General features: G+C 35.0%; 28 protein-coding genes. 19 read left to right on the top strand and 9 right to left on the bottom strand.

Annotation, left to right across the window (positions count from 1 at the left end):
- The first annotated feature begins 236 nt into the window (after positions 1 to 236).
- From AC4BB7_RS09660 to AC4BB7_RS09640, 5 genes are all read left to right on the top strand, one after another.
- Positions 237 to 923 (top strand): hypothetical protein, encoded by a 687-nt coding sequence (locus AC4BB7_RS09660; protein ID WP_490482874.1) that lies wholly within the window; start codon positions 237 to 239, stop codon positions 921 to 923.
- A gap of 111 nt (positions 924 to 1,034) precedes the next feature.
- Positions 1,035 to 1,616: a GNAT family N-acetyltransferase gene (locus tag AC4BB7_RS09655; RefSeq protein WP_086313277.1), complete on the top strand. Its 582-nt coding sequence runs from the start codon at positions 1,035 to 1,037 to the stop codon at positions 1,614 to 1,616.
- A gap of 436 nt (positions 1,617 to 2,052) precedes the next feature.
- Positions 2,053 to 3,042, top strand: coding sequence for a tryptophan ABC transporter substrate-binding protein (gene trpX, locus AC4BB7_RS09650; RefSeq protein WP_086313275.1), 990 nt, complete (start codon positions 2,053 to 2,055; stop codon positions 3,040 to 3,042).
- Positions 3,043 to 3,060: 18 nt separating this feature from the next.
- On the top strand, positions 3,061 to 3,948 hold the full coding sequence (locus AC4BB7_RS09645; protein WP_490482873.1) for an ABC transporter permease: 888 nt from the start codon (positions 3,061 to 3,063) through the stop codon (positions 3,946 to 3,948).
- A complete protein-coding gene (locus tag AC4BB7_RS09640) occupies positions 3,945 to 4,730 on the top strand; it encodes an ABC transporter ATP-binding protein (RefSeq protein WP_490482872.1) in 786 nt (261 codons plus the stop codon). The genes AC4BB7_RS09645 and AC4BB7_RS09640 overlap by 4 nt, the downstream gene beginning before the upstream one ends.
- Positions 4,731 to 4,811: 81 nt before the next feature.
- Here the strand turns inward: AC4BB7_RS09640 and AC4BB7_RS09635 are convergent, their stop codons facing one another.
- Both AC4BB7_RS09635 and AC4BB7_RS09630 read right to left on the bottom strand, forming a co-directional pair.
- A complete protein-coding gene (locus AC4BB7_RS09635) occupies positions 4,812 to 5,270 on the bottom strand; it encodes a threonine/serine exporter family protein (protein WP_086313271.1) in 459 nt (152 codons plus the stop codon).
- A 12-nt stretch (positions 5,271 to 5,282) separates the two neighbouring features.
- A complete protein-coding gene (locus AC4BB7_RS09630) occupies positions 5,283 to 6,044 on the bottom strand; it encodes a threonine/serine exporter family protein (RefSeq protein WP_490482871.1) in 762 nt (253 codons plus the stop codon).
- Between the two features lie 254 nt (positions 6,045 to 6,298).
- On the opposite strand from AC4BB7_RS09630, the gene AC4BB7_RS09625 reads away from it, so the two are divergent.
- Complete coding sequence (locus AC4BB7_RS09625) at positions 6,299 to 6,487, top strand: hypothetical protein (protein WP_086313267.1); 189 nt, start codon at positions 6,299 to 6,301, stop codon at positions 6,485 to 6,487.
- Positions 6,488 to 6,524: 37 nt separating this feature from the next.
- On the opposite strand, the gene AC4BB7_RS09620 is transcribed toward AC4BB7_RS09625, so the two are convergent.
- On the bottom strand, positions 6,525 to 7,298 hold the full coding sequence (locus AC4BB7_RS09620) for a Cof-type HAD-IIB family hydrolase (protein WP_490482870.1): 774 nt from the start codon (positions 7,296 to 7,298) through the stop codon (positions 6,525 to 6,527).
- Between the two features lie 150 nt (positions 7,299 to 7,448).
- Here AC4BB7_RS09620 and AC4BB7_RS09615 point away from each other — a divergent pair, with 150 nt between their 5' ends.
- Both AC4BB7_RS09615 and AC4BB7_RS09610 read left to right on the top strand, forming a co-directional pair.
- Positions 7,449 to 8,168, top strand: coding sequence for a response regulator transcription factor (locus AC4BB7_RS09615; RefSeq protein WP_086313264.1), 720 nt, complete (start codon positions 7,449 to 7,451; stop codon positions 8,166 to 8,168).
- The gene (locus AC4BB7_RS09610; protein ID WP_086313262.1) at positions 8,169 to 9,635 is read left to right on the top strand and encodes a sensor histidine kinase; all 1,467 of its coding nucleotides are present in this window, start codon (positions 8,169 to 8,171) and stop codon (positions 9,633 to 9,635) included.
- Between the two features lie 41 nt (positions 9,636 to 9,676).
- On the opposite strand, the gene AC4BB7_RS09605 is transcribed toward AC4BB7_RS09610, so the two are convergent.
- The 3 genes from AC4BB7_RS09605 to AC4BB7_RS09595 all read right to left on the bottom strand — a co-directional run bounded on the left by AC4BB7_RS09605 (position 9,677) and on the right by AC4BB7_RS09595 (position 13,144).
- Positions 9,677 to 10,228: a hypothetical protein gene (locus AC4BB7_RS09605; protein ID WP_490482869.1), complete on the bottom strand. Its 552-nt coding sequence runs from the start codon at positions 10,226 to 10,228 to the stop codon at positions 9,677 to 9,679.
- 4 nt (positions 10,229 to 10,232) lie between these two features.
- Positions 10,233 to 10,943, bottom strand: a complete 711-nt coding sequence (locus tag AC4BB7_RS09600; protein WP_490482868.1) for a hypothetical protein — start codon at positions 10,941 to 10,943, stop codon at positions 10,233 to 10,235.
- A 107-nt stretch (positions 10,944 to 11,050) separates the two neighbouring features.
- Positions 11,051 to 13,144, bottom strand: coding sequence for an LTA synthase family protein (locus tag AC4BB7_RS09595; protein ID WP_490485139.1), 2,094 nt, complete (start codon positions 13,142 to 13,144; stop codon positions 11,051 to 11,053).
- A gap of 321 nt (positions 13,145 to 13,465) precedes the next feature.
- Between AC4BB7_RS09595 and AC4BB7_RS09590 the strand changes: the two genes are divergently transcribed.
- On the top strand, positions 13,466 to 14,638 hold the full coding sequence (locus AC4BB7_RS09590) for a class I SAM-dependent rRNA methyltransferase (RefSeq protein ID WP_490482867.1): 1,173 nt from the start codon (positions 13,466 to 13,468) through the stop codon (positions 14,636 to 14,638).
- Positions 14,639 to 14,793: 155 nt separating this feature from the next.
- Here AC4BB7_RS09590 and AC4BB7_RS09585 read toward each other — a convergent pair whose 3' ends face one another.
- Positions 14,794 to 15,690 carry a LysR family transcriptional regulator gene (locus tag AC4BB7_RS09585; protein ID WP_086313256.1) on the bottom strand — a complete coding sequence of 299 codons (897 nt, stop codon included), beginning with the start codon at positions 15,688 to 15,690 and terminating at the stop codon, positions 14,794 to 14,796.
- Positions 15,691 to 16,144: 454 nt separating this feature from the next.
- On the opposite strand from AC4BB7_RS09585, the gene AC4BB7_RS09580 reads away from it, so the two are divergent.
- From AC4BB7_RS09580 to ybaK, 5 genes are all read left to right on the top strand, one after another.
- Positions 16,145 to 18,193 carry an oxidoreductase gene (locus AC4BB7_RS09580; RefSeq protein ID WP_086313254.1) on the top strand — a complete coding sequence of 683 codons (2,049 nt, stop codon included), beginning with the start codon at positions 16,145 to 16,147 and terminating at the stop codon, positions 18,191 to 18,193.
- 24 nt (positions 18,194 to 18,217) lie between these two features.
- The gene (locus AC4BB7_RS09575) at positions 18,218 to 19,096 is read left to right on the top strand and encodes a shikimate dehydrogenase (RefSeq protein WP_490482866.1); all 879 of its coding nucleotides are present in this window, start codon (positions 18,218 to 18,220) and stop codon (positions 19,094 to 19,096) included.
- Between the two features lie 29 nt (positions 19,097 to 19,125).
- Positions 19,126 to 20,328 carry an MFS transporter gene (locus AC4BB7_RS09570; protein ID WP_086313250.1) on the top strand — a complete coding sequence of 401 codons (1,203 nt, stop codon included), beginning with the start codon at positions 19,126 to 19,128 and terminating at the stop codon, positions 20,326 to 20,328.
- A gap of 13 nt (positions 20,329 to 20,341) precedes the next feature.
- On the top strand, positions 20,342 to 21,097 hold the full coding sequence (gene aroD, locus AC4BB7_RS09565; protein WP_086313248.1) for a type I 3-dehydroquinate dehydratase: 756 nt from the start codon (positions 20,342 to 20,344) through the stop codon (positions 21,095 to 21,097).
- Positions 21,098 to 21,235: 138 nt separating this feature from the next.
- Positions 21,236 to 21,688 carry a Cys-tRNA(Pro) deacylase gene (gene ybaK / locus AC4BB7_RS09560; protein WP_490485138.1) on the top strand — a complete coding sequence of 151 codons (453 nt, stop codon included), beginning with the start codon at positions 21,236 to 21,238 and terminating at the stop codon, positions 21,686 to 21,688.
- 23 nt (positions 21,689 to 21,711) lie between these two features.
- Here the strand turns inward: ybaK and AC4BB7_RS09555 are convergent, their stop codons facing one another.
- On the bottom strand, positions 21,712 to 22,107 hold the full coding sequence (locus AC4BB7_RS09555) for a ribonuclease HI family protein (RefSeq protein WP_490482865.1): 396 nt from the start codon (positions 22,105 to 22,107) through the stop codon (positions 21,712 to 21,714).
- An 83-nt stretch (positions 22,108 to 22,190) separates the two neighbouring features.
- Between AC4BB7_RS09555 and AC4BB7_RS09550 the strand changes: the two genes are divergently transcribed.
- Positions 22,191 to 22,634, top strand: coding sequence for an EbsA family protein (locus AC4BB7_RS09550; protein WP_490482864.1), 444 nt, complete (start codon positions 22,191 to 22,193; stop codon positions 22,632 to 22,634).
- A gap of 73 nt (positions 22,635 to 22,707) precedes the next feature.
- On the opposite strand, the gene AC4BB7_RS09545 is transcribed toward AC4BB7_RS09550, so the two are convergent.
- Positions 22,708 to 22,908: a cold-shock protein gene (locus tag AC4BB7_RS09545; protein WP_025869040.1), complete on the bottom strand. Its 201-nt coding sequence runs from the start codon at positions 22,906 to 22,908 to the stop codon at positions 22,708 to 22,710.
- Between the two features lie 400 nt (positions 22,909 to 23,308).
- Here AC4BB7_RS09545 and AC4BB7_RS09540 point away from each other — a divergent pair, with 400 nt between their 5' ends.
- The 4 genes from AC4BB7_RS09540 to AC4BB7_RS09525 are packed head-to-tail and all read left to right on the top strand — an operon-like array spanning position 23,309 to position 25,768.
- Complete coding sequence (locus AC4BB7_RS09540; protein ID WP_490482863.1) at positions 23,309 to 23,692, top strand: hypothetical protein; 384 nt, start codon at positions 23,309 to 23,311, stop codon at positions 23,690 to 23,692.
- Positions 23,692 to 24,393 carry a CBS domain-containing protein gene (locus tag AC4BB7_RS09535; RefSeq protein ID WP_490482862.1) on the top strand — a complete coding sequence of 234 codons (702 nt, stop codon included), beginning with the start codon at positions 23,692 to 23,694 and terminating at the stop codon, positions 24,391 to 24,393. Before AC4BB7_RS09540 ends, AC4BB7_RS09535 begins: the two co-directional genes overlap by 1 nt.
- Positions 24,394 to 24,399: 6 nt before the next feature.
- Entirely contained in the window at positions 24,400 to 24,876 is a 477-nt protein-coding gene (gene lspA, locus AC4BB7_RS09530; RefSeq protein ID WP_490482861.1) for a signal peptidase II, read from the top strand.
- Positions 24,863 to 25,768 (top strand): RluA family pseudouridine synthase, encoded by a 906-nt coding sequence (locus AC4BB7_RS09525; protein ID WP_086313236.1) that lies wholly within the window; start codon positions 24,863 to 24,865, stop codon positions 25,766 to 25,768. The genes lspA and AC4BB7_RS09525 overlap by 14 nt, the downstream gene beginning before the upstream one ends.
- The last annotated feature ends 100 nt before the right edge of the window (positions 25,769 to 25,868 follow it).

Raw genomic sequence — 25,868 nt, 5'->3', positions numbered from 1 at the left:
AAATAGTACTCTTCTTTTCATCGTATTTTAATTTATTCATCATTAAGGAAAGTATAGGCTAGGGGTCGTATTTTGTCAACAGGTGATTTTATTATTGTTGTTTTTTAATATTTATATATGTTTTAAAAGAAAATATTCTATTTTTTGCTAAAAATAACGGGAGCATTATTTGTTATACTAGGCAAAGGAATGAACTACTAGTATAATAGGGATATAAGTAGTAGAGGAGAGAACACATGAAGAAAAATTTTATTGATGTTAAAGATGATTTTGTGGCTTCTATAAATAGACAGAAAAAACTTACTGCCATTATTTTAGCTGTGATTGTTCTATTTATTATAAGTTTGTTTATAGTAGTGCCTAAAGTACAAGCAAATATTCGTGCTTCAGAGATCAACTCTTTAGTGAATCAAGATAAACTGACAAAAAAAGCAAATTTTTTAAATGCTAAAACTGCAGATAAAGAAATCAGTGAAAAGACGGCAATGACTGTTTTGTTTTCAGTACCAAGTGGAAAAACTTACGGAGAAATCATCGATGTGCTAAAAAGTTCTAAGCAAATGAAAGAATTTAATCATAGCATTTATATCTACCCAATCGTTTATGATGCACAGAAGATTGAAAATAATTATAAAATTAAGAAGGATGATGTGACGATTGTCTTTTTTGAAAATGGCAAAGAGAAAAATAGAGTTCTTATTGATGAAAGTCTCGACATAAAAACAATGTTGATTCCAAGTTTAAATCAGTTGCCACTACCAAGTGTAGAAAAAAATATTCAACCGCCAGCCTCTTCAACTTCAACAGAAGCAACAACTGACACGACTCAAACAATAGAAGAAGAACAATCAACTGGTGAAGAAGAACAGCCGGTAGAACAGACAGTAGATCAATCTGTTGAAGCTGATTCAGTAGCGCAATAAACCAATTTTAGAAAGAAGGGCTTGATATGAGAGAATTTATTCTATTCAGTTTATTAGGACTTTTGATATTGAAACCTAGATTACAGCGTGTATATGTAAGAAGTGAACGACGTGACAAACGCTAAATGGCGGACTTTGGCAACAGATTTATTAAAAAAGAGGACTCAGCCTAATACTGAGTCCTCTTTCAATCGTACTACATCCAAAAAAATTCGATTAAATGAAAATATTCGTTTGATTCCTTTTGATAAACTCCGCAAAGAGTCTTTAAAATGGTATCAAGATCCAGACAGTATGCGTAACATTGTCGGAATAAAAATCACATATACGAAAGAACAAATCAATCAAATGTATGAATGGCAAAATGAACATGGCTTACTTTATTATATTGAGTATATAAGTAATGATCGTTCTCAAATAATAGGAGATGTTTGGCTGGCGGAAGATGACTATGCGATTGTAATAGATCGATCTTTTAGAAATCGCCATATTGGTCGAACAGTCACGAAGTATTTCATTTATAAAGCTAAAAGGTTGGGACGAAATTTTATTACTGTTAGTGAAATATTTAATTGGAATAAAGCGTCTCAAAAAATGTTTACACGCTTGGGGTTTTATCCTTTCCAAGAAAATAAGGATAGTTGGAGTTATCGTAAACGATTGAAAAAAACTCAAAAGTCAAAATATTCTTAGTTTAGCCCTTTTTTAGACTTGACGAACAATTTCTCTTTAGTGTAAACTGACTGTATTAGAAAACTATAGGAGTGATTATATGAATCGACTATCAAAACCAATCAAAGAATTGAATAGTTCATGGCAAAACTGGCGTAGATAGTTGTATATATGATACTCTCATAGATACAACTTTAGAAGACAAATTCTAAATTTTGTATCTATGTCGGCTTTTTCAAGATGAATTTTTGACCGCATAGATAAGTAATCTATGTGGTTTTTGTTTATAAAACAACGACCACTCCTTTATTAGGATTTGTCGTTGTTTTTTTATTTACTGCTATTGAGTTTGTTTCATTAAGTATTATCTGGCTTTTAGAAAAAACACTGCCATTGATTGCTTTTTTTTGTTAAGACAGAATCAATCCATTCAGTTTTTAAATTAGGAGGAAAATAGATGAGAAAGAATCGTTTATCAGTCGTTGTCGTTATTATCGTTATTTTTTTAATTGGATCATTTTTTGTAGAGAAGAAAGAAACAGCCAAGCAAAAGCTACCAACAGTTGGTGTACTACAATTTGTTAGTCATCCTGCTTTAGATCAAATTTACAAAGGGATTCAAGCTGGATTGAAAGAAAAAGGCTATGAAGACGGTAAAAATATGACAATTGTTTTTCAAAATGGACAAGCTGATCAAAGTAAGTTGACCACGATGAGCCAACAATTAGTCCAAGAAAAAAAATCAGATGTTCTAGTTGGAATTGCCACACCAGCAGCTCAAGCACTTGCTAATACAACATCAGAAATACCGATTGTTTTGGGAGCGATCACGGATCCTGTCAGCGCAGGATTAGTAAAAGATAATCAACAACCAGGAGGTAATATCACGGGTGTAAGTGATAAATCACCAGTTGATGCTCAATTTAAATTAGTAACGGAATTATTGCCGAAAAGTAAAAAAGTCGGAATCCTCTATGCATCTTCTGAGGAAAACTCAAAGTATCAAGTTGAAGAAGCAAAAAAAGTTGCTGAGAAAAAAGGCTTATCTGTAAAAAGCTTTGCGGTTCCTTCCAGTAACGAAATTGCGCAAACGGTTCAAGTAATGACAAGTGAAGTGGATGTTATTTATATTCCTACTGATAATACCATTGCCAATGCGATGCAAACTGTAGTCAATGAAGCCAATAAATCAAAAACGCCAATTATTCCATCGGTCGATACAATGGTTGAACAAGGTGGACTGGCTACGGTGGGAATCAATCAGTTTGATCTAGGTGTTCAAACTGGAAAGATGACAGCAGATATTTTGTCAGGTAAAAGCAAGCCTGCAACAACACCAATTTATACCTTTAAAACGGGTGATATTATTATTAATCAAAAGCAAGCAGAAAAACTAGGGATATCCATACCCGAAAAGATCAAATCAGAAGCAAAAATTATAGAATAAACATAGGGAGAGGATAACATGATAGTATCGGCAATTGGACAAGGAATGTTATGGGCAATATTAGGATTAGGAATTTTTATGACTTATCGTATTTTAAATTTTCCAGATATGACGACGGAAGGGTCATTTCCGTTAGGAGGAGCGGTTTGTGTTACGGCAATTACTGCTGGAATCCATCCGGTTTTAGCGACTTTACTAGGTGTTTTGGCAGGGATGTGCGCCGGACTTGTAACAGGCTTATTGTTTACTAAAGGAAAGATCCCTGTGATATTGGCGGGGATTCTGGTGATGTCGGGTTTGAACTCGGTGATTCTTTATGTCATGCAAACACCCAATTTATCATTGTTGAATAAACCAAAAATCCAAGATTTCTTTTTACAACTTAATTTACCTAATTATTATGATATTGTATTTTTAGGTGTGATTTTTCTTGTAATCATTATTAGTTTGTTATTGTTTTTCTTTAATACGAATTTAGGACAAGCTTATATTGCAACTGGTGATAATGAGCATATGGCGCGTTCAATTGGAATCAAAACAGATTCAATGAAAATACTCGGTTTAACCTTATCAAATGGCGTGATTGCTTTATCAGGGGCATTGATTGCTCAAAATGATGGATACGCGGATGTCAATAAAGGCACCGGGGTCATTGTCATCGGATTGGCATCGATTATTATAGGAGAAGTGTTGTTTGGAGAATTGACGTTTGCAGAACGCTTGGTGGCAATCGTGGTTGGAAGTATTATTTATCAACTACTTATTCTAGCTGTTATCAAACTTGGGTTTGATACAACTTACTTAAAAATCTTCTCAGCGGTGATCTTAGCAGCCTGTTTAATGATTCCACAACTAAAAAAAGCATTGAATCTTCACTTTCTACCACAAAAGGAGGGAGAAAAATGAGTACAGTTTTAGAACTTAAAAATGCAACAAAGTATATCGATAATGGTTTGAACGAAAGAAAAGTGATATTAAATCATGTGAATCTAAAAATCAATCAAGGCGAATTTGTCACTGTATTGGGCGGTAATGGTGCGGGTAAAAGTACGTTATTTAACAGTATTGCTGGAACAGTAGCACTAAGTGAGGGCGATTTGTTTATCAATGAACAAAATATTACTGCCTATTCTGAAGAAAAGCGTGCCTCATATTTATCTCGTGTTTTCCAAGATCCTAAGATGGGCACAGCGCCAAGAATGACTGTTGCCGAGAATTTATTATTAGCATTACATCGAGGGAAAAGAAGAGGGTTGAAGTTACGAAAAATAAATGAAGAGAGAGCACTGTTTACAAAAATTTGTAGTGAGGTCGGAAATGGATTAGAAAATCATCTAGACACACCGACAGGAAACCTTTCTGGAGGTCAAAGACAGGCGTTGAGTTTATTAATGGCAACTTTGACTAAACCTGAGTTGCTCCTTTTAGATGAACATACAGCAGCACTTGATCCAAAAACATCCAAGCAGTTGATGCAGTTGACAGAACAACGGATCAAAGAGGGGGAGTTGACTTGTTTGATGATCACTCATCGTATGGAAGATGCTTTACATTACGGAAATCGATTGATCGTATTACAAAAAGGTCAAATTATCAAAGATTTAAACAAGGAAGAAAAAGAAAAACTAACCTTACAGGATTTACTGTTATTCTTTGAAGAAGAAGCAGAAGAGATTTCAATTGAATAGGGAACAAAGTGTAACTGAGGGAAAACCGCACAATGCGTTTATGCATTGTACGGTTTTCCCAAGTTACACTTTCTATTTTTATCAAGAATTTTTCATTGGCGTTTTATTTTTATCCAATAAATTTTTTAACAGACGTTCAACGATTCCAGTGACCATAAAGCCAGCAGCAATCGCACCAGCAGTCATGATTACCTTGATGATAGAATGGACACCGTTGACATAATCGCCTAAAACAATATTTCTAACAGCTTGATAAGCAGGTCCTCCAGGAACTAGTGGAACAAGACTAGGAATATTGAAAATTGTCATGGGCATTTTTTTTCTGCGTGAGAAGTAAATACTTAACAATCCAATACCAATTGCACCCAGAAAGTTAGCAAAAATGCCACCTGCTTCTAGATTTTCAGTAGACCAATAGATCATCCAGCCTACAGCACCAGTGATACCACAAGCATTTAAAACTTTTCGAGGTACATTTGTAACAATTCCGAAAGTTACTGTACTTAGGTAACTAAATATACAATGAATAACTACTTCCACAGTCATTTCTCCTTACATAAATAATTTAAAAACAATTGCGATACCGATACCAATGGAACCCGCAACAAAGATTGCCTCAGTAGCACGTGCTGTCCCACTTAATAAGTGTCCTGCTAAGATGTCTCTGAATGAATTTGTAATCGCGACACCAGGCACCAGCGGCATGACAGCACCAATAATAATATTATCGATATTTCCAGCTAAGTGGAACCTTACTGCTAGATAAGCTAACAGACCAATTGTGAAAGCAGAAAGAAAATCATCTAAAAATTTGATGTTCAGCCATTCCTTGGTAAAATAAGCAACCGTAAATCCAATCATTCCAATGAAAAAGGTAGCTAAAAAATCATTCCAATTTCCACCAAAGATATACATCAGCGTACAGCTGACGATTCCTGCTGCTAAAATTTGCAAAGGAACAGAATAAGTTGGCGCTTCATGATTGATATTAGTAAGTTTTAGATTAAGTTCTTCCAATGAAATTTCTTTATTGGCAAATTTTCTTGAAAGATTGTTGACGATTGCTACTTTTTCTAAATTAATACTGCGTTCTGTGACATTTTCTAATTGGGTGTAATTACTGGAACGAAATCCCATAAACAAACCAGTGGCGGTAACATAACTAACACTTTCTTTTTGCCCAGCATTTTCGGCGATTCGATTCATCGTATCTTCAACTCGATAAACTTCAGAACCACTTTCAGTCATTATTTTGCCAGCCATCAAACAAGTATCTAAAATAAGTTGTATATTTGATTGTTTCTTTTCATCCATGAATCAAAAACTCCTTACAATAAAAAATTTGCAGTAAAATCAGTGTATCATTTTTTTTCGCTGTTTGAAATGGATAGCGTGATTTACAAGAAAAAAACACTAAAAAATTGAATGTGCAATATTTAGAGTTTCCTTAGAATTATAAAGAAACACTAAAAAATTGTAGGAAACTTCACAGATAACCAAAAGATCCTTGCTTTTTCTAATTAAAAGTCCTATCCTTATAGGTAACAAACCAAAGGGGTCTAGATATTATGGATAAACAATGGTCACTTTATTCAGTAAGTAGTCTGATTTTACTTGTATTGTTAAAAAGAACATTCGATCAAGGACATTTAGGGTTAAGTGCAATTTTACTTTTTCTCTTACTGATTCAAGTGACAGGAACCGTTATCTGTGTTCATCAAAAAAGACATAAAAAAGAAATCCCATCTTCTAAATAAGAAGTGGGATTTTTTAGTTCTATTTTTAAACTAAAGATTAAATCAAATCAAAGTGTTTTAAAGCGTGAACAATGCCGCCTTCAGTATTTTTCTTAGTGATAAAACTAGAACGCTCTTTTAATTCATTACGGGCATTTCCCATAGCGATTTTGTTATCGCAAGCCTCAAATAATGCAAGGTCATTGATACCATCACCGAAGGCAAAAGTGGGCACATTTGGTAAATTCAATGTTTTAAAAAGGTTTTGGACGCCACTTCCTTTAGAAACTCCTTTTCTAACCGTATCTATTGAATAGGGACCATTTCGATAAAAGGTCATTTCGGGAAAATGTTCTAAATAATGCTCATCGCCATCTTCAGATAAAACGAGCATCATATTAACTGTTTTTCCATCTAAGCTAGAACGATCGATTACAGGAACATCTGAATGGATAAAAGCATAGGCACTTTGAACAATCTCATTGTGACCAGAACACCAAATTTGCTGATCATTGTAATAGGAGATTTCGTGACCTAAACTTTTAACATGCTCATACATTTTTAAACACTCTTCAAAGGTGAACTCATCTGAATAAACTTTCTTTCCTTCTACTTGAATAAACTGACCATTCATAACGATGGCAGAATCAATTCCGCTACCTTTCATGATATGTTCAATCTCTACAATTGTTCGACCTGTTGCAATCAACGGTAAGACATTGTTGGCTTTTAAGGCACTGATCGCATCGGTTATTTCTGTAGTAATTTGTGACTTCTCATTCAATAATGTTCCATCTAAATCAAAAAAAGCAACTGCTTGTATATTTTCCATGAATTTTCAACGTCCTTTCATCCTTAATCTTATCAAAAATTGAATAAAAGACAAAGCTTTTTTGAAGAAAGGTAGAAGTTATTGGTGCTGACAGGTTTTTAGAGTATAATATAAATGACGTTAAACTTGAAGGGAAGAGGAGAGTAAATAATGAATGTATTGATGATAGAAGATAATGAATCAGTTTCAGAAATGATGCAAATGTTTTTCTTAAATGAAGGATGGGAGGCTACTTTTAAATACGATGGTAAAGAAGGGCTGGATGCCTTTTTAGAAAATCCAGAAAAATGGGATATGATCACACTAGATTTGAACTTACCAACGATGGATGGAATGGCTGTTTGCCGAGAAGTCCGAAAAGTGTCAAATACTGTTCCGATCATTATGTTAACAGCTAGAGATTCGGAAAGTGATCAAGTAATCGGATTAGAAATGGGCGCAGATGATTATGTGACGAAACCGTTTAGTCCATTAACCTTGATTGCTCGGATCAAAGCATTGCACCGTCGCTCAGAGATTGGAGAACATGCTCCTGATGGTACAACTAGTTCGGATGATAAATTCGATGTGGAAACAGATCACTTCAAGATGAATACAAAAACCAGAGAGGCTTATTTAGACAATAAATTAATTGATGGTCTAACACCTAAAGAATTCGATTTACTTTATACTTTAGCTAAAAAGCCAAGACAGGTTTTTTCACGAGAACAATTACTTGAAATGGTTTGGGACTATCAATATTTTGGTGACGAACGTACCGTAGATGCACATATTAAAAAATTGCGTCAAAAAATTGAAAAAGTTGGACCACAAGTGATTCAGACTGTTTGGGGTGTAGGGTATAAATTTGATGATTCTGGAGTAGCTTAGATGAAATATTTATATCAACAATTACTTGCTTTTTGGGGAGTGATCATTCTAATTATTTTGATCGTTGGAACTTCTTTTACTCAATTGACTAAAAAAACGCTGCAGGATAATAATTATGAGCAACTTCGAGGGTATGCTATATCGGCATGGAAGACAAAGGATTCAATCACTCGACTCCCTGGAATGACTGATCAGGATATCTGGAATACATCATTCAGTTTATTTGAAGGTTTTTTAAGTAATCAGGATGTTCAATTTGTTTTTTATGACAGAAATATGCAAGTTCAATATCCTTTAAATACACAACACAAACTAGATAATTCCGTTATAAAAGAAAATTGGGACGCTTTGATGGAAGGCCAGCAAGAATACGCAACAATCAACAAAGACATCTATGGAAATAAAAACATGTCGTCTTATGTGATGATGCCAGTTAGTACGACGAATGCCCAGAATGAAAATATAATCATCGGTGCATTAGTTATTACCCAGCCAGCCAAAAACGTTTCTGATAGCGTGGATGCAATCACAGCAAATTTATTTAAGGGATTTATCATCTCGAGTATCGTAGGCTTGATTTTAAGTTATTTCTTTGCCAGCTTCCAAGTGAAGCGGATCAATCGCATGAGAAAGGCTACAAAAGAGATAACAAGCGGTAATTTTGATGTAAAACTGGTTACCCATGATAAAGATGAATTTGATGATCTAGCTGAAGACTTTAATAAAATGGCGGAGTCACTGAAAGAATCTAGAGAAGAGATCGATCGTCAGGAGGATCGTCGTCGTCAATTCATGGCAGATGCTTCTCATGAGATGAGAACACCGTTGACAACGATCAATGGTTTGCTGGAAGGATTGCAATATAACGCGATTCCAGAAGGGCAAAGAGAGAATGCGATTAAACTTATGCAAAATGAAACATCTCGTTTAATCAGGCTTGTAAATGAAAATTTAGATTACGAAAAAATCAGAACCAATCAAATCAGTATTGTAGTGAAGAAATTTAATGCAACTGAAACGCTGAAAGACATTCTTACTCAGTTAGAAGGAAAAGCAGAATCAGCCAATGACAAGCTTATATTAGAAGCTGATGAAGCAATTGATGTTTATGCTGACTATGATCGCTTTGTTCAAATTATGGTCAACATTATTCAAAATGCGATACAATTTACTCAGGATGGAGAGATTCGGGTCCATTTGCAAAAAGGATACCTAGAGACGATCATTACGATTTCTGATACGGGTATTGGGATGACAGAAGAGCAAGTCCAAAATATCTGGGATCGTTACTATAAGGTTGATCCGTCGAGGAAAAATACAAAATATGGTGAATCAGGATTAGGTCTATCAATCGTTCAGCAGTTGGTTCGCTTACACAAAGGGAAAATTAGTGTGGAAAGTCAGGAAAACAAAGGAACTAGTTTCACTATTTCATTCCCTGATGTCGAAATAGAAGATGGTGCATAAAAAAATACCAGTTAAGCAGATTTTGCTCAACTGGTATTTTTTTATGCTATTTTGATGATTTTATCCATATATGGGCTTTCAGCAATTTGAATATCATTAGTCAAAACTAAAATGGCTTTCTGTTTTTCTTTTGCTATTTTTTGAAGTAAGGGCAATAATTCTTGTCTTTGACTAATGGATAGCTCTTGGAAAATATCGTCAATAATGATGATATCTTTTTTGATTAATAAGAGTTGAACTAATTGAAGTTTGACTAGTTCAAAGGCGCTTAATTCATCTTTAGACTTGTTTAAGATACTTGCGGTAAGTCCGACATAGTCAAAGAGAGCATTAAGTATCTTCTTTTTCTCTTTTTCTTTGATCGAGGAACCAACAAATAGATTATCTCTGATTGAAAGGTAAGGTAAAAAGATATTTTCAGAGAGAATAAAACCAATGGCCATAGATTGTTTCATATCAAATGTTTTATCAATAAGGAAATAAAAATCGGCTTGAATACTGCTCTGATCTTCCAAAACAACCGTCATATGTTGTTGTTGGAATAGTTCTTGGAAGCTTTCTTCAGTCCAGTTTTTTGCTAAAGGAAAATTCATTTACTCACATCCTAAATACGTTTTTCATTTTCTTTGAAAGAAAATAGGTTGATAACAAGGTAATTCCTGTCGTAATGGATAATAATAGAAGACAATTTTTTGAAAAAGCTTTGAAAATTGTTGAAGATGTTAAACTACTTATTCTCAGAGATACAAAATGTGTATCCCCAGTAGTATTGATTACTTGATTGGGAGTACTCTCAATAAGTACCTGGGAAGAGAATAACGGAATCCGTTTAATGCCCATGCCATTTGCAAGGAGTGGCCTAATGTGGAGTAAAATATATTCATATGTATGCTGACAAATGATCAGAAATAAAGCCGTGATAATAACACCTGCTATTACGGGAATGATACTTTCTATAATAGATTGCTTGATAACGAAGCGATTAGAAAAACCCATAATCCTCCATTTTATCATGTCCTGATTTTTTATTTTTAATGCGATAAATACCATGGTTGTAATCAGTATTATCCAAATCAATAAGGTTGTGAAGTACATAGAAGAATACATTTGCATGATTTTTCGATAATTCATGTGGTACTCAGTATTGTGGATCATAGAACTCATTTGATCATAAAACGATTTTTCTATATCTCTAAGATTCATAATACTCGTTAATAAAAATAGAAAAAAAACTGAGCAAACACCAATACTAAATGAAATTTTTTTATGATAAGAAACGCTGGCAAAAGCGTAACGTAAGTTTTTCAAATATGTTCACCTCACTAATTCAAGTATAAAAGAAGAATATGAATTAATTATGAATAAGATATAAAAAAGCTTGAGTAATTTACTCAAGCTTTCATGATTATTTTGTGTTATTTTGCAGATTTTAGATAATCTTGATAAGACTCAGTATGGTATTTATCAACAGTTGAGGTATTATTATTTTTACTATAAACACTCGTTGATTTTTTACCTTTGTCATCTTCGATTTTTTCCAATTGTTTTAATTGATCCTTGTAATTATAATCATCTGGATTTACTGGTGTTAAGCCACTGTTTGTATAGAAGCGTAATAGGTCACCATTTGTTGTTTGGTCTGACATTTGAAGCTGTAAGTTCGCTTTATCTTTTAGTTCTTTGGCTTCTTGTTTTTCTTGTTCAGTAGGTTCTTCTAGCAAACGACCAGTTGCCGTTTCATAGATACTAGAACCTAACATAGTGTATTTAGGTGACACATAATTGCCATTTCTAAAAGCAACTAATTGTGAATTTTCTTTAGAGAATAAGTCTTGTCCCATTTGAATATAATTCTTTGTATCGATCCCCATTAAGTGTAATAAGGTAGGTAAAGCATCAATTTGACCACCATAAGTATGGTTGATACCGCCGTTTGTTTGACCCGGAACATGAATCATGTAAGGAACACGCTGCATTGTTGAGTTATCAAAGTCGTTCCAAGTTGATTTTGTTTTACCAAGTAATTCAGCTAAGTTATCATTTCTAGAAGTAGAAATACCATAATGATCGCCATATAGGACGATGACAGAGTTGTCATATAAACCACTAGCTTTTAGATAGTTAAAGAACTCTTCGACTGATTTGTCAAGATAGTTTGCTGTAGCGAAATAGCCATTGATTGTTTCATCAGACGTTTGAGCAATCGGGAATCCAGCTTCATCATTTGTAAATTGAGAATACGGATAGTGATTTGAAACAGCAATAAATTTAGAATAAAAAGGTTGTTGTAGTCGTTCCAAATATTGTGCAGACTGTTGGAAAAATGGTTTGTCATGCAAGCCATATTGGAATGAATTATCTTCATTGACATCATAGTAGTTAGCATCAAAGAAGTAGTTATAACCTAAATGTTTGTAAGTTTCATTACGATTCCAGAAATTACCAGCATTTCCGTGGAAAACAGCACTCGTATAACCAGCTTCTTGACCCAAAATAGCAGGAGCTGCTTCAAAGGTATTTTTACCACCGACTTGAGTGAATAAAGAACCTTGATCTAATCCGAATAATGAATTTTCAAACATTGTTTCCGCATCACTTGTTTTTCCTTGTCCCACTTGGTGGAAGAAGTTATCAAAACTATACGTACTGTTGCTGTGATACAAGCTATTAATAAAAGGAGTAACGACGTGTTCAACGCCTTTTTCATCTTTTAATTTATAATCGATCAAAAATTGTTGGAAGCTTTCTAAGTGAATATAGATAACATTTTTTCCTTTAGCCATCCCGAAAGTATCAGGGTTTGGAGCTGCGTAGTGTCCTTTTACATAATCGGAAACAGCGTCCATATCATTTTCACTGGCTTCAGCTCGAACTTGGTTTGTTTGATAGGTTGTCACACCATCATAGACAGTAAACGCATTTAAACCTAAAAACTTAACGATATAATCACGGGAGAATTGGCGTCCTAATAATTGCGGGCGAGCTGTTTCAGCTAATGTTAAGTTTGCTACAAAAAATAAAGCAGATAACATGCTGATCGATACAGCAACACGAGCTCTAACGGGACGTTCATCCATCTTGATTTTTTTAGTCAGCAATAAAATACCAACAATAATAAAATCAATCCAATAAATCACATCATAGGGTCTAAATAGACGTAAGGCACTTTCACCAAGACCACTAGCAACTTTTCCAGCACCAAGCATAGTGTTAACAGTGATAAAGTCAGTAAATTCTCTATAATAAACAACATTTGAGAATAAAAGTAATGACATTAAGAAGTAAATCACCATCATGGTAATGTATGAAGCTTTCTTTCTCCTTACATACAGCGCAACTGCCAATAAGAAAAAGGTAGAGGCAATTGGATTGATGAAAAGAATGAAATATTCAAAAGCATTTTCAATTCGCAAATGAAAATCGACAGTATAAGCAAAAATATTTTTCAGCCAAATCAACACCGCAACTACCCCGAAAAGTCCTAATCGAGTGTCTAAAAACTTAGGCATATGCAGTTTTTTTATAATATTCAAAGTAAACGTATCCTTTCTAAAATCAGATCTAAAAGAAAGCAAATGAAAATAGTTCAAGTGCTTTTCATATACCCTTATAATTCTACTCTCTCTGCAAATCTATGTCAATTTAAATCAGGCTAGAACGAGTAAAAGTTAACAAAATTTTACTTTTCTTAAGATAATAGAACATTCATCTATAAATAAGAGCACTAACGACAGATGGCACATTATTTGATATACTAGCGAATGACGAGAAATCAAGCGGCTGAGTAGCGGCTTTAAGAAATTAAATTTGGATAAAGGATGTCGTTATATATGAATATAATAGTAACAAAAAAATCAGAAAAAAAATTCAAAGGAGGATATCCTCTCGTGCAGAAAGAGGATTTACTAAGCGTCCCTAATGATTTTTCGGATGAGTGGGTTACATTTGTTGACAGTAAAGGTCAATTTATTGCGACAGGCTATCTTGGTGAACAGAACAAGGGAATCGGTTGGTTAGTAAATTGGGATGGAAGGATAGATCCTTTCTTTTTAGAAAAATTATTTTCAGAAGCTAAAACGCATCGAGTTAAATATGAACAAGATGAATCAACATCTGCTTACCGCTTGTTTAATGGAGAAGGAGACGGACTTGGCGGGTTGATTATTGACCGTTATGATGATTATGCTGTTTTTTCTTGGTATAATGCAACCTTATATCAAAAAAAGGACGAAATCGTTCAAGCCTTTAGAAATAGTGTTCCAGAAATCAAAGGTGCGTATGAAAAAATTCGTTTTTCTACAACTTCACTGCCGGAATCTCAAAAATTATTTGGTTCTGATGCGCCTGAACCACTTTTAGTTTGTGAAAATGGGGTAACCTATGCAACGTATTTGAATGATGGTTTAATGACCGGGATTTTTCTGGATCAAAAAGAAGTAAGAGGCCGTTTAGTTGAAGGGCTTGCTGCTGGAAAAACTGTTTTGAACATGTTTAGTTATACTGGTGCTTTCTCAGTTGCGAGTGCGATGGGAGGATCTAGCACAACTACAAGTGTGGATTTAGCTAAACGAAGTTTGCCAAAGACAAAAGAACAATTTGAAGTCAATCATTTAGCAGTAGATGACCAAAAAATCATTGTAATGGATGTTTTTGAATATTTTAAATATGCTAACCGCAAGCAACTCAGCTACGACGTTATCATTCTTGATCCGCCAAGTTTTGCTAGGAATAAGAAAAAAGTTTTTTCAGTAGCAAAAAATTATGGAGACTTGGTAAAGGATTCCATTGATATCTTAAAGAAAGACGGTTTTTTGATTGCTTCCACAAATGCAGCCAACATTTCGTTGGAGAAATATAAAAAAATGATTATCCAAGCTTTGGAAGAAAAGCATGTACGTTATCAATTTAAAGAAACCTATCAATTACCTGATGATTTTAAAACAAATCAATACTTTGAAGAAGGTAACTATCTAAAAGTATTTTTTATTGAGATAAAAAAATAGCAAAAAAGTATAGTGATAAAACTCGGATAAATAGTGTAAAAAAATGAGTTTGGGACTGAATTCTATGTGAGTGGGGTATGACATAAAGAGTCATGTCCCACTCATTTTTTATCGAATCACTCAAGCTTATAAAGGGTTTTTATCAGAAGCAGATTTTATTGATAAAACATATTTTGAGCATAGGACACAATAAATTCTTTGAAACGCAACGCGGCAGGTGAAAGAAAATGATCCTTTTTTGTTGCTAAATAAATATAGCGGGGGAAAAAATTGTCTTCAAGGGAAATAGACTTGACGTTATAAGCTGAAATCGATGGGATTTTCGGCATCAATGCAATACCATAATCATGAGCAACAAAGCCTAACATGGTATGATCTTCTTCCACTTCGCAAGCAATCTCAGGTGTGATGGCTACAGCGGCTAGCATTTTATCTAGGTAGGGACGCAGGCCACTTCTTTCATTGAAGTAAACAAAAGGATAATCACTCGTTTCTTTCAATGAAATGCTGTCATAAATCGCTAAAGGATGATCAAAAGGAACAACCAAAACAATCTCTTGTTCTGTTAGAATCTCGTAATGGAGCTGTACATCTTCTTTTAATTTTGAAGTAATTGCAATATCCACTTCTTCTTTTAAGAGCAAATCAGTCATATCAGAAGAATTTCCTTGAAATAAATTGAACCGAATCTGCTCGTTACCAGGGTAGGCAGAAAATTCTTTCATCAACTTGGGTGCTAATAAAGAACCTGCAGTGTAAATAAAACCAAAATCAATAAGTCCTTTCTCTGGGCTCACTAATTCTTTTAGTGCTCGTTCGCCTTTTGCTAATTCTTCTAGAGCCGTTGACACATATGTATAGAAAAATTTGCCATATTTTGTCAGTTGAATATTTCGTCCTTTTTTTTCAAATAATTGAGCCTCTAATTCTTTTTCCAATTCAGACATGGAATGGCTTAAATTAGGTTGCGTTGTATTTAATAATTTTGCAGCATGCGTCATATGCTGGGTATCTGCCAACATTCTAAAAAATTCCAATTGTCGTAAATTCATGTGTAAAAACTCCTTGTCGTTCATTAATTTATAAGCACAGTTTATCAATAATCAAAGGAAGATGCACCAAAAAACATAAAATCGTTTCATTTCTAATGTATAAATTGTATTTATCAAAAGTATAAAAAACATTCATTGGAATTTATCAATATGTTGAATTAAAATAAGTTCATACCAATTGTGAAAAGAGTAACAATGAAAAAGCTAGGTAGATTGAGTTTGTTTTAGCTTTGGTGTTACTAGTTACATGACCAGTTCTTCAGATATGAATGAGATAAAAGTGATGTAACAATTTCACTAAGAACTGACGAGGTTTACTATACTTTATTTGTTATCGAGCTGTACAAGTCAATCCTGAATCAAGTAGATAAATTGTGAATAATACACAAAAATTTCATTGTCAATTTATAAAGGATCGATAGAGTTGTGCTGCTTTTAAATCGAGGAGGCAATCATGAATAATTATCAAGCAATCTTTGAACCATTAACTGTGAAACGTATGACATTGAAAAATCGTGTCGTCATGCCGCCTATGGGGACTAATTTCGCCAATATGGATGGGACATTCAGTATGCAGCATGTTTCGTATTATGAACAACGTGCTAAGGGAGGAACAGGTCTAATCACCTTAGAAAATGTTTGCATTGATTACCCTATGGGGACCAATGGCGCCCGTCAATTAAGAATGGACAATGATCAATATATTTCGGGATTATGGCATTTTAACGAAAAAATGCATGCATATGGTGCGTGTACTTCTGTTCAAATCAATCATGCGGGGGCTTCAGCGTATGGTTTACGTTTAGAAGGAGAACAACCAGTTTCAGCTTCTAATATTCCATCAAAAAAAGGGAACCCTATACCGCGTCCATTAACAGAAGAGGAAATTTATGGCATTGTTGACCGTTATGCGGATGGCGCTTTAAGAGCGCAAAGAGCTGGATTTGATTGTGTAGAAATTCACGCAGGACATTCGTATCTTTTAAGTCAATTTTTATCTCCTTTATATAATAAACGAACAGATAAATTTGGCGGAAGTCCAGAAAATCGTGCTCGGCTGACTAAATTAGTGGTTGAGGCTGTTAGAAAAGCTGTGGGGCCGTTTTTCCCAATTTCTCTTCGTTTTAGTGCGGATGAATTATTAGAAGGTGGCAATACATTGGAAGATACGATTGAAATTTTGAGTTATTTTGCCGATGAAGTAGATATCTTAAATGTTTCTGCCGCATTGAATGACAGCTTACAATATCAAATCGATAAAATGAACTTGGAAGATGGTTGGCGTGCTTACATGTCAAAAGCAGTGAAAGAACGTTTTCCTGATAAAGTGACCGTAACTTCTGGGAATATTCGCAGTCCTAAAAGAGCAACTGAAATTCTCGAATCAGGAGATGCAGACTTACTGGCGATGGGCCGCGGCTTGATTGCTGAGCCTAACTGGGTCAACAAAGTTGCCAATGGACAAGAAGATCTGCTTAGAAAATGTATTTCGTGTAACATTGGTTGTGCAGATCACCGAATTGCTAAAGCTCGTCCAATGCGTTGTACAGTCAATCCAGATTTACATTATGAAGACGATTATAAGATGAAACCAATTTTACACCCGACGAAAATGGTTGTGATCGGTGGTGGGACAACAGGACTTGAAGCAGCAGCGACTGCAGCGGAAGTTGGCGTAAGTGTGGAGTTATTTGAACAAAAAGGCTATTTAGGCGGCTTAGGTCATGAAATTGCTCGTTTCCCAGATAAGAAAAGAATCGATGATTTTATTACCTACGAAATTAATCGCTGTAAAGAATTGGATAATTTAGCAATTCATTTAAATCATGCAGCATCATTAGCAGATATTGAAGCAATTGGACCAGATATCATCGTTAATGCGACTGGAGCAAAACCATTACTTCCACCAATCAATGGGTTAAAAGAGCAACTAGAAAATCCAGATAGAAAAATCTTCTCTATTTTTGATATTTTAGAGGATATGTCAAAATTTCAAGAATTTGAAGGGAAAGAAGTCGTTGTAATCGGTGGAGGTGCTGTCGGTTTAGATGTTGTAGAATACTACGCTGAACGTGGTGCTAAAAAAGTGAGCATCGTGGAAATGCAAGGTGAAATCGGGAAAGATCTAGATTTAATTACAAAACTTGCAATGATGGAAATCGTCGAAAAATTCGATGTGGAAGTTCATGTAGAAACGAAATTAACAGAAGTTAGAGAAAATAGTTTCTTAGTTGAAAAAGATGGAGAAATGATTGAGTTACCGTTTGATTTAGGGTTCGTATGTCTTGGAATGCGTGCAGAAGCACCAATGATCCGTGAACTTGATAATTATGCTAGACGTAATGGTGCCGTTCTTTTAAATATGGGAGACAGCAAAGTGGCTAGAAGAATCATGGAAGGCACAAGAGAAGCACGAGATATTTTAAAAACGATTGAAGTTCTAGAAAATACTCGAACTCAAAAAATGTTATTTGAGCAAGCGAAAAGTCTTCAAGCAACATAAATTAAATAAAGTGAGGGAATTAATATGACAGAAAGAATTGATGGACACACATTATTAATCAGTTTAATTGCAACACCGATTCGCCACAGTTTATCACCAACAATGCACAATGAAGCATTTGCTAAATTAGGGTTGGATTATGCCTATATGGCGTTTGAAGTGGGAAATGAAGAGTTGAAAGATGCAGTTCAAGGAATTCGCGCGTTAGGAATTCGCGGCTCTAATGTATCTATGCCGAACAAACAAGCAATTATTCCTTATTTAGATGAACTTTCACCTGCTGCAAAATTAGTGGGTGCGGTCAATACTGTAACGAACAAAGATGGAAAAGGTCATTTAGTTGGACATGTGACAGATGGTACTGGCGCGATGCGAGCATTGAAAGAAGAAGGCGTAAACGTCAAAGATCAAATCGTGACAATGACGGGTGCAGGTGGTGCAGGAACAGCCATTGCGATTCAAGCGGCATTAGATGGCGTCAAAGAATTGCGGATTTTCAATATCAATGACCAACACTACAAAAATGCTGAAGAAACAGTCAAAAAAATCAACGAAAATACAGAATGTACAGCAACGCTAACTGATTTATCGAATCAAGCAGCTTTTAAACAGTCCATTGGTGAGAGTAGTATTTATATAGATGCTACAGGTGTAGGTATGAAACCTTTACAAGAGGAAAGTTTGATCAATGACCCAGAGGTTATTCGTCCAGATTTAGTCGTTTTTGATGTTGTATATATTCCTAAAGAAACAAAACTGCTGAAATTTGCCCGCGAACATGGTGCAAAGAAAACGATTAATGGACTTGGCATGATGCTTTATCAAGGTGCAGAAGCATTTAAACACTTCACTGATGAAGATATGCCTGTCGACTATATCAAAGAGCTACTATTTAAAGACTAAAAAGAATCTTATTTACAGGAGAGAAATAAATGAAAAACAAGTATGTACCAACAGCGTTAGGGCTGTATATCAATTATATTGTTCATGGGATGGGCGTTTTGATCATTATGCAAAATAAAGACGCTTTAGCAGCACAATGGCATACCAACATAGAGGGAGTCTCAGGGGTTGTTGCAATGCTTGGAATTGGAAGACTAGTTGCAATTTTAATTTCAGGTTGGCTGTCTGATAAATTTGGCCGTAAACCATTTGTTTATCTTGGAATGCTGATTTATGCACTATTTTTTGTTGGAATTTTGTTTAGTCCAAGTGTCCCAGTTGCGATGGCATTCGGTGTGATTGCAGGAATTGCCAATTCTTGTCTTGATTCTGGAACATATCCAGCGCTAATGGAGTCATTTCCTAAGACAGCGGGTACAGCTAGTGTACTGATTAAAGCAGCTGTCCAGATCGGTCAATTTGCTTTGCCATTTCTAATTGCATTTTTGGCTAGTAGTGGTCTATGGTTTGGTTGGTCGTTTATTGTCTGTTTAGTTTTATTATGCGCTAATGGTCTGTTCTTATTAAAATTACCATTCCCAGACTCAGATAACAAAGCGGCAGAAAAAGAGGGTGTTGAAGTTGAAGCCGCGCCCGTTACAAAATTCAAAAGTAAACCTAAAATGCATATTGAAGGCGTTGCATTTGTGATTTACGGATTTATTTCTCAAGCAACGTTTTATTTGATTAGTCAATATATTGCCGTCTATGGACAAGAAGTCGCTTCTATGTCTGAAAATGCAGCCAAATTACTTGTTTCATATTATTCTACAGGGTCATTGGTTTGTGTGGGGGTAACGGCAGTTGTTGCCGCTAAAATCCGCCCAGTTAACCTAGTGTTACCATATACTTTTGCTTCATTCTTGGCAATCACTGCGATGTGGTTATTCCCGACACCAATAGTCTTAACAATTGGTGCTGTCTTAGTCGGTTTTTTTGCAGCAGGTGGGGTTATGCAATTAGGCTTAACTGTGATGGGAGAAATGTTCCCAGCTGGTAAAGGAACTATTACGGGTATCTTTTACACATTCGGAAGTATTGCTTCCTTTGCTATTCCTGTAGTTTCTGGTAAAATCGCTAGTAGTAATCCACACGGTATTATGTTATTAGATGCTATTATTGCAGGAATCGGTTTTGTTTTAGCCGTTATTATTTTTATTCGCTATCGTCAAACGATCGATACATCCAAATAAGGAGGATGCAAAAATGAATACAGTCACCGTTAAAAATGTGACTCTTGGAAGTGGGAGTCCTAAAATTATTGTTCCTTTGGTAGGAAAAAATGAAATAGAATTAATAGAAGAAGCCAAACACTTATTGACGATCGATTGTGATTTAGTTGAATGGCGTGTTGATTTTTTTGACCGAGTTGCTGATTTTCAAGCGGCTGCTGAGATGTCCAAAAAAATTGCAGCGATTTTAACAGATAAACCTGTTCTGTTCACTTTCCGTACGAAACAAGAAGGAGGCGAAATTCCGTTTTCAGATGAACAATATTTTGGATTATACAAAACTGTCATCGAAAATGGCGCAATTGATTTATTAGATGTGGAGTTGTTCATGGATGAAGAGCTTGTTCAACAAACTATTGAAGCCGCTCATGAAAAAGAAATCAAAATTGTGATGTGTAACCATGATTTCGATAAAACTCCTGCTAAAGAAGAAATCGTTTCTAGATTATGTAGTATGCAGAAGAAACATGCGGATATCTGTAAGATTGCTGTTATGCCGCAATGCTCAGATGATGTGTTGACACTTTTAGAAGCAACCAATGAAATGAAAAAAGTGCACGCAGATCGCCCAATTGTAACGATGTCAATGGGACAATTAGGTATGGTTAGCCGGATGTGTGGCGAAGTTTTTGGTTCAGCGATGACTTTTGGTGCAGCGAAAAAAGCTTCCGCACCTGGACAAGTACCTGTAAATGAACTACGTGAGATTCTTCAAACTCTGGCATTTTAAAAAATAGGCTAGTTAGAAATGAGTGGTAACTTGTTTCTAGCTAGTCTATTTTTCTTGCATCGATCCATTTCTTTGATAAACTGAACTGTGAGGTGAATTCAATTGGTTAAGAAAAAGAAAATACAAAAAACAAATGCAATGAGAATCGTTGAACAACATAAAATTGCTTATAAAGAATATGAATTTGAATGGAGTGAGGATCATTTAAGCGCAGAGAGTGTTGCTCAAAAGATAGGAATCGAAGATGGGAAAATTTTTAAAACCTTAGTAACTATAGGAAATAAGACAGGACCTGTTGTTGCTGTAATTCCAGGAGATAAAGAATTAGATTTAAAAAAATTAGCTAGTGCAAGCGGCAATAAAAAAGTTGATATGCTTCATTTGAAAGATTTAGAAGAAACAACAGGTTACATCAGGGGCGGTTGTTCTCCGATCGGAATGAAAAAACTATTTCCAACCTTTATTGCATTGGAGGCAAATAAGTTTGATAGTATTATCATTTCAGCTGGCAAAAGGGGAATGCAGATCGAGTTGCCGCCAACCTCGATCCTTAAAATAACGAAGGGTAAAATGGTAGACTTGACAATGTAAAAGCAAATTCTTTTGATATAAGGTTACTGGTATTTTTGCAATGCTTGTCGTGCTAAAGTATCAGCACCTTTGTTTTGGCTTTCAGGCAGCCATTTTACCAATAATAAAGAAAAATGGCTTTCTAATTGCAGAAAGTCATGCAAGTATGGTTGAAATAAAGGGTTTTTAGCATGCTGTTTCTCGATTGTTTGGACAACGATTTTACTATCAGAATGAATCAACACAGTTTGATTGTTTAACTCTTTTTCAACGACTAGTTGCAATGCTTTAATAAAAACTTTAAATTCTGCTTCGTGATTGGAACACTCGCCCAGTGGCACATGGATTTGTTCGTGAAGTGAGTCTCCTACGAGAACGATACCACCGCCACTTGGACCAGGATTTCCTTTTGTTGCAGCGTCGACATATATTCGTAACATAAATATCTCCTTATTTTCTTTTCGTTCAAAGTTGAAGTATGTTACTATTATAACACACTGAATTTTTATTAAGGGGTCGCTACATGAAGAAAAAAGTCTATCATTGGCAACCAGAATTATCGACAGCGATAATTTATTGGTCTTGTACATTTGGCATTTTATTTTTTAGTTTGATATTGACATTGGAGCATACTCGTCCTTATTTGATTAGTAATATCGTTTTAGTCATTTTCTTTTTCTTTGCTTTATTAGGGTGTAATCGTTATTTTATGATTGACGATGAGTATTTAATCGTTCATGCATTATTACCAGTAAGACGAAAAAAAATAACATTATCTACTATCGAAATGATTCGGGTGGGGCCTAAATGCATTGAAATAAAATCTTCTGAATTTAAAGAAGGCACGCAAATGTTTATTATGACCAAGAAAAATAAGACAGCATTTTTAGAGTCAATCAAGGAAAAACCATTGTTTACAGCAACAGTTATTGATGATCCTGACTTGACCATTAGTAAACATTATTAAAAAGAGAAGAGCTGAACGAAACATAGATGTTTCGCTCAGCTCTTCTCTTTGTTACACAAAAACGCTAAATTTTTTATATTTTTTTCACATGTGCAGCTTGTAAACCACGTGTACCTTCCATTACTTCAAATTCGACAGCTTGATTTTCTTCCAAAGATTTAAAGCCATCTTCTTCAATTGCTGTGAAATGAACAAAGATTTCTTCGTCCTCATTGTAACCAATAAAGCCGTAACCTTTTCTATTATCGAACCACTTGACGAACCCTTTTTCCATTCAAATCACGCTCCTTTATTTTCTAAAGTCTAGCATCATTATAAAGTGAAAAAAGCACCCCGTCAATCTTTTGAAAAAAAGTTGATTTTCAGATAGAAAAGAGCTGAACGAAAGGCTATCTTAAAGAGCATTTTGGATAAGAATAAAGGAAGACTAAGTAAGGACGGAAATAGAAATACTTTAACGCGATGTCTACTGAGCATTTTTTGAGGGTGCGTATTTCTTAAAACGATCTTTCTAGGATTCATATTAAAGTCGGTTATTCAAAAAAATAGGCATTCTTGTTCGATAGATTGTTATTTATAAATACAACTATTTAATCATCAAAAAACTAACTTCTTTCTTCCAGTCTGTAGCTTTTTGTTATATACTTTAAACTAAAGCTCGAGGAGGGATCAACATGAAGATTCGTTGTACTAGAAATACCGGATTTTATGGAATGGGTAGTCCAATCGAGATTAAAAAAGACGATGAAAAATGGTTTTATTTAAGTCAGAATCAAACCAAACAAGTTGAAGTTGAAGCAGCAGAATGTACAATCCAAGCCAAATTTTTCTTTTTAAAAAGTGTCCCTTTTAAAGTGATTGATCAGGGACATATAATTGATTTAGAAATTACGATGAATCCAACGTTGATTTTCGTTTATGTTATACTATTTGTTGGCATGTTTTTAATTCCTGTGCTGCATTTGAACGTAATAGGAATTTTATTACTATTAATAATCTATTTTATTTTTGTATTTTCCATGTTAAGTAAAGCATATGTGATCAAGGAGAAAAACTGATGGGTGAAAGAGCAGAAGAGTTTTTAAGTAGTTTTAACCGTATCGAAAAGTGGTTTCGCGAGCAATTAAATAATCCTACAAATATGGGATTTAGTGAAATGGTTCGGAGACTATCAAGAAAAAAGGATAGCCACATCCCTTTGTTTCAGGATGATTTACTGCAAATGGCTCAATTGAGAAATGCAATCGTACACGAACAAATATCAACTGATTTCATCATTGCTGAACCGAATGAGTGGGCAGTCAATCGCATGCATGAAATTGAAGAAGCCTTGATCAGTCCTGAAAAAGTTCTACCACGTTTTGCTAAAAAAGTGACTGGATTTGACATAAATATTTCAATCAAAGAAATCCTATCCATTGTCGCTCGTAAGCAGTATTCACAATTTCCAATTTATGATAATGGCGTATTTAAAGGTTTGATTACAGTCAGAGGTTTGGGTATTTGGTTAGCTGTAGAAAGTTCTAAAGGTGATATTCAGTTAGAAGGAAGACGGGCTTCTGAGCTTTTGGTAAGTAATTATAAAGGCAGTAACTTCCAGTTCGTCAGTAAAGAGACCACGGTGTTTCAAGTGGAGGAAATGTTTGCAACACAAGTCAGACTAGAAGCGATATTGATTACAAAAGATGGCGATCCCAATGGCAGTTTGCTTGGGATTATCCGTCCGAGAGATTTATATAATAATTTAGAGAAGGAATGAAAGCCGTTGTTAGCAGTCTATTTAATAATCAGTGCCGTTTTGATCGGTTTAGATCAATGGGTGAAATATTTAACAGTAACAAATATCCAATTAGGAGAAACGAAAGAGTTTATTCCTGGATTCTTATCGTTTACGTATCTTCGTAATACGGGAGCGGCTTGGAGCCTGTTAGAAGGGAAAATGTGGTTCTTCTATATTGTTACGGTAATTGTGGTAGCCGTGGTTCTGTATATTTTAGTTAAAAATATTAATGGAAGCAAATGGTTTACAGTCGGTTTGAGTTTAGTCTTAGCTGGAGCAATTGGCAATTTTATCGATCGCTTGCGTCTAGGGTATGTTGTTGATATGTTCCAAACAGAATTTATTAACTTTCCTATATTCAATGTTGCTGACTCAGTGTTAGTAATTGGTGTAGTTTGTATTTTTATTTATTTGATTTTAGACGAAAAAGCAGCGAAGGATGGAAAAAATGGACCAAATTAATGTAAAGATAAAACAAGAAAAAGGACGGATCGATAAAGTTTTAAGTGATTTATTAAAAGATCATTCCCGTTCACAAATTCAGCAATGGCTAAAAGACCAAAATATCACAGTGAACGGTGAAATTACTCGCCCAAATTATAAAGTTAAAGAAAATGATGAAATCAGTATCAATGTGCCAGAACCAGAAGAACTAGATGTTTTGGCTGAAGATATTCCAATCGAAATCGTTTATGAAGACGATGATGTATTGGTCGTTAATAAACCCCAAGGGATGGTCGTTCATCCATCTGCTGGACATCAACATGGAACATTAGTAAATGCTTTGTTGTACCATATTAAAGATTTGTCTTCGATCAATGGGATTATTCGTCCAGGAATTGTGCACCGTATCGACAAAGATACCTCTGGCTTGTTAATGGTTGCCAAAAATGACAAAGCGCATATTGCATTAGCAGAACAATTAAAAGATAAAACTTCGCTCAGAAAGTACGTTGCCTTAGTCCATGGTGAAATCTCACATGATAAAGGTGAAATCAATGCACCCATTGGACGGTCTAAAAATGATCGTAAGATGCAAGCCGTGATCGAAGGCGGAAAACCAGCTGTCACACACTTTGAAGTCTTAGAACGATTTGAAGGATATACTTTGGTTCAATTGCAATTGGAGACAGGACGTACTCATCAAATTCGTGTCCATATGAAATATATTGGATTTCCAGTTGCAGGCGATCCACTTTACGGACCAAGAAAAACGTTAAAAGGTAATGGTCAGTTTTTACATGCCGAAGTACTGGGCTTTAAACATCCTACAACTGGTCAAATGATGGTCTTTGAAGCACCGTTACCTGATCTTTTTGAAAAAACTTTAGACCAATTAAGAAATAATGATTGATTTATTTCAAAAGAAAAGGTACACTGTTTTAGAAAGAAAATTAAATAAGTAATCCTTTAAGAGTAGTCCCGTGAGGCTAAGAAGGAAACATGCAGAACAA

The sequence above is a fragment of the Enterococcus sp. AAFC-DPL-5182 genome (genome assembly GCF_058216605.1).
This window is presented reverse-complemented; position numbering and strand designations above follow the sequence as displayed.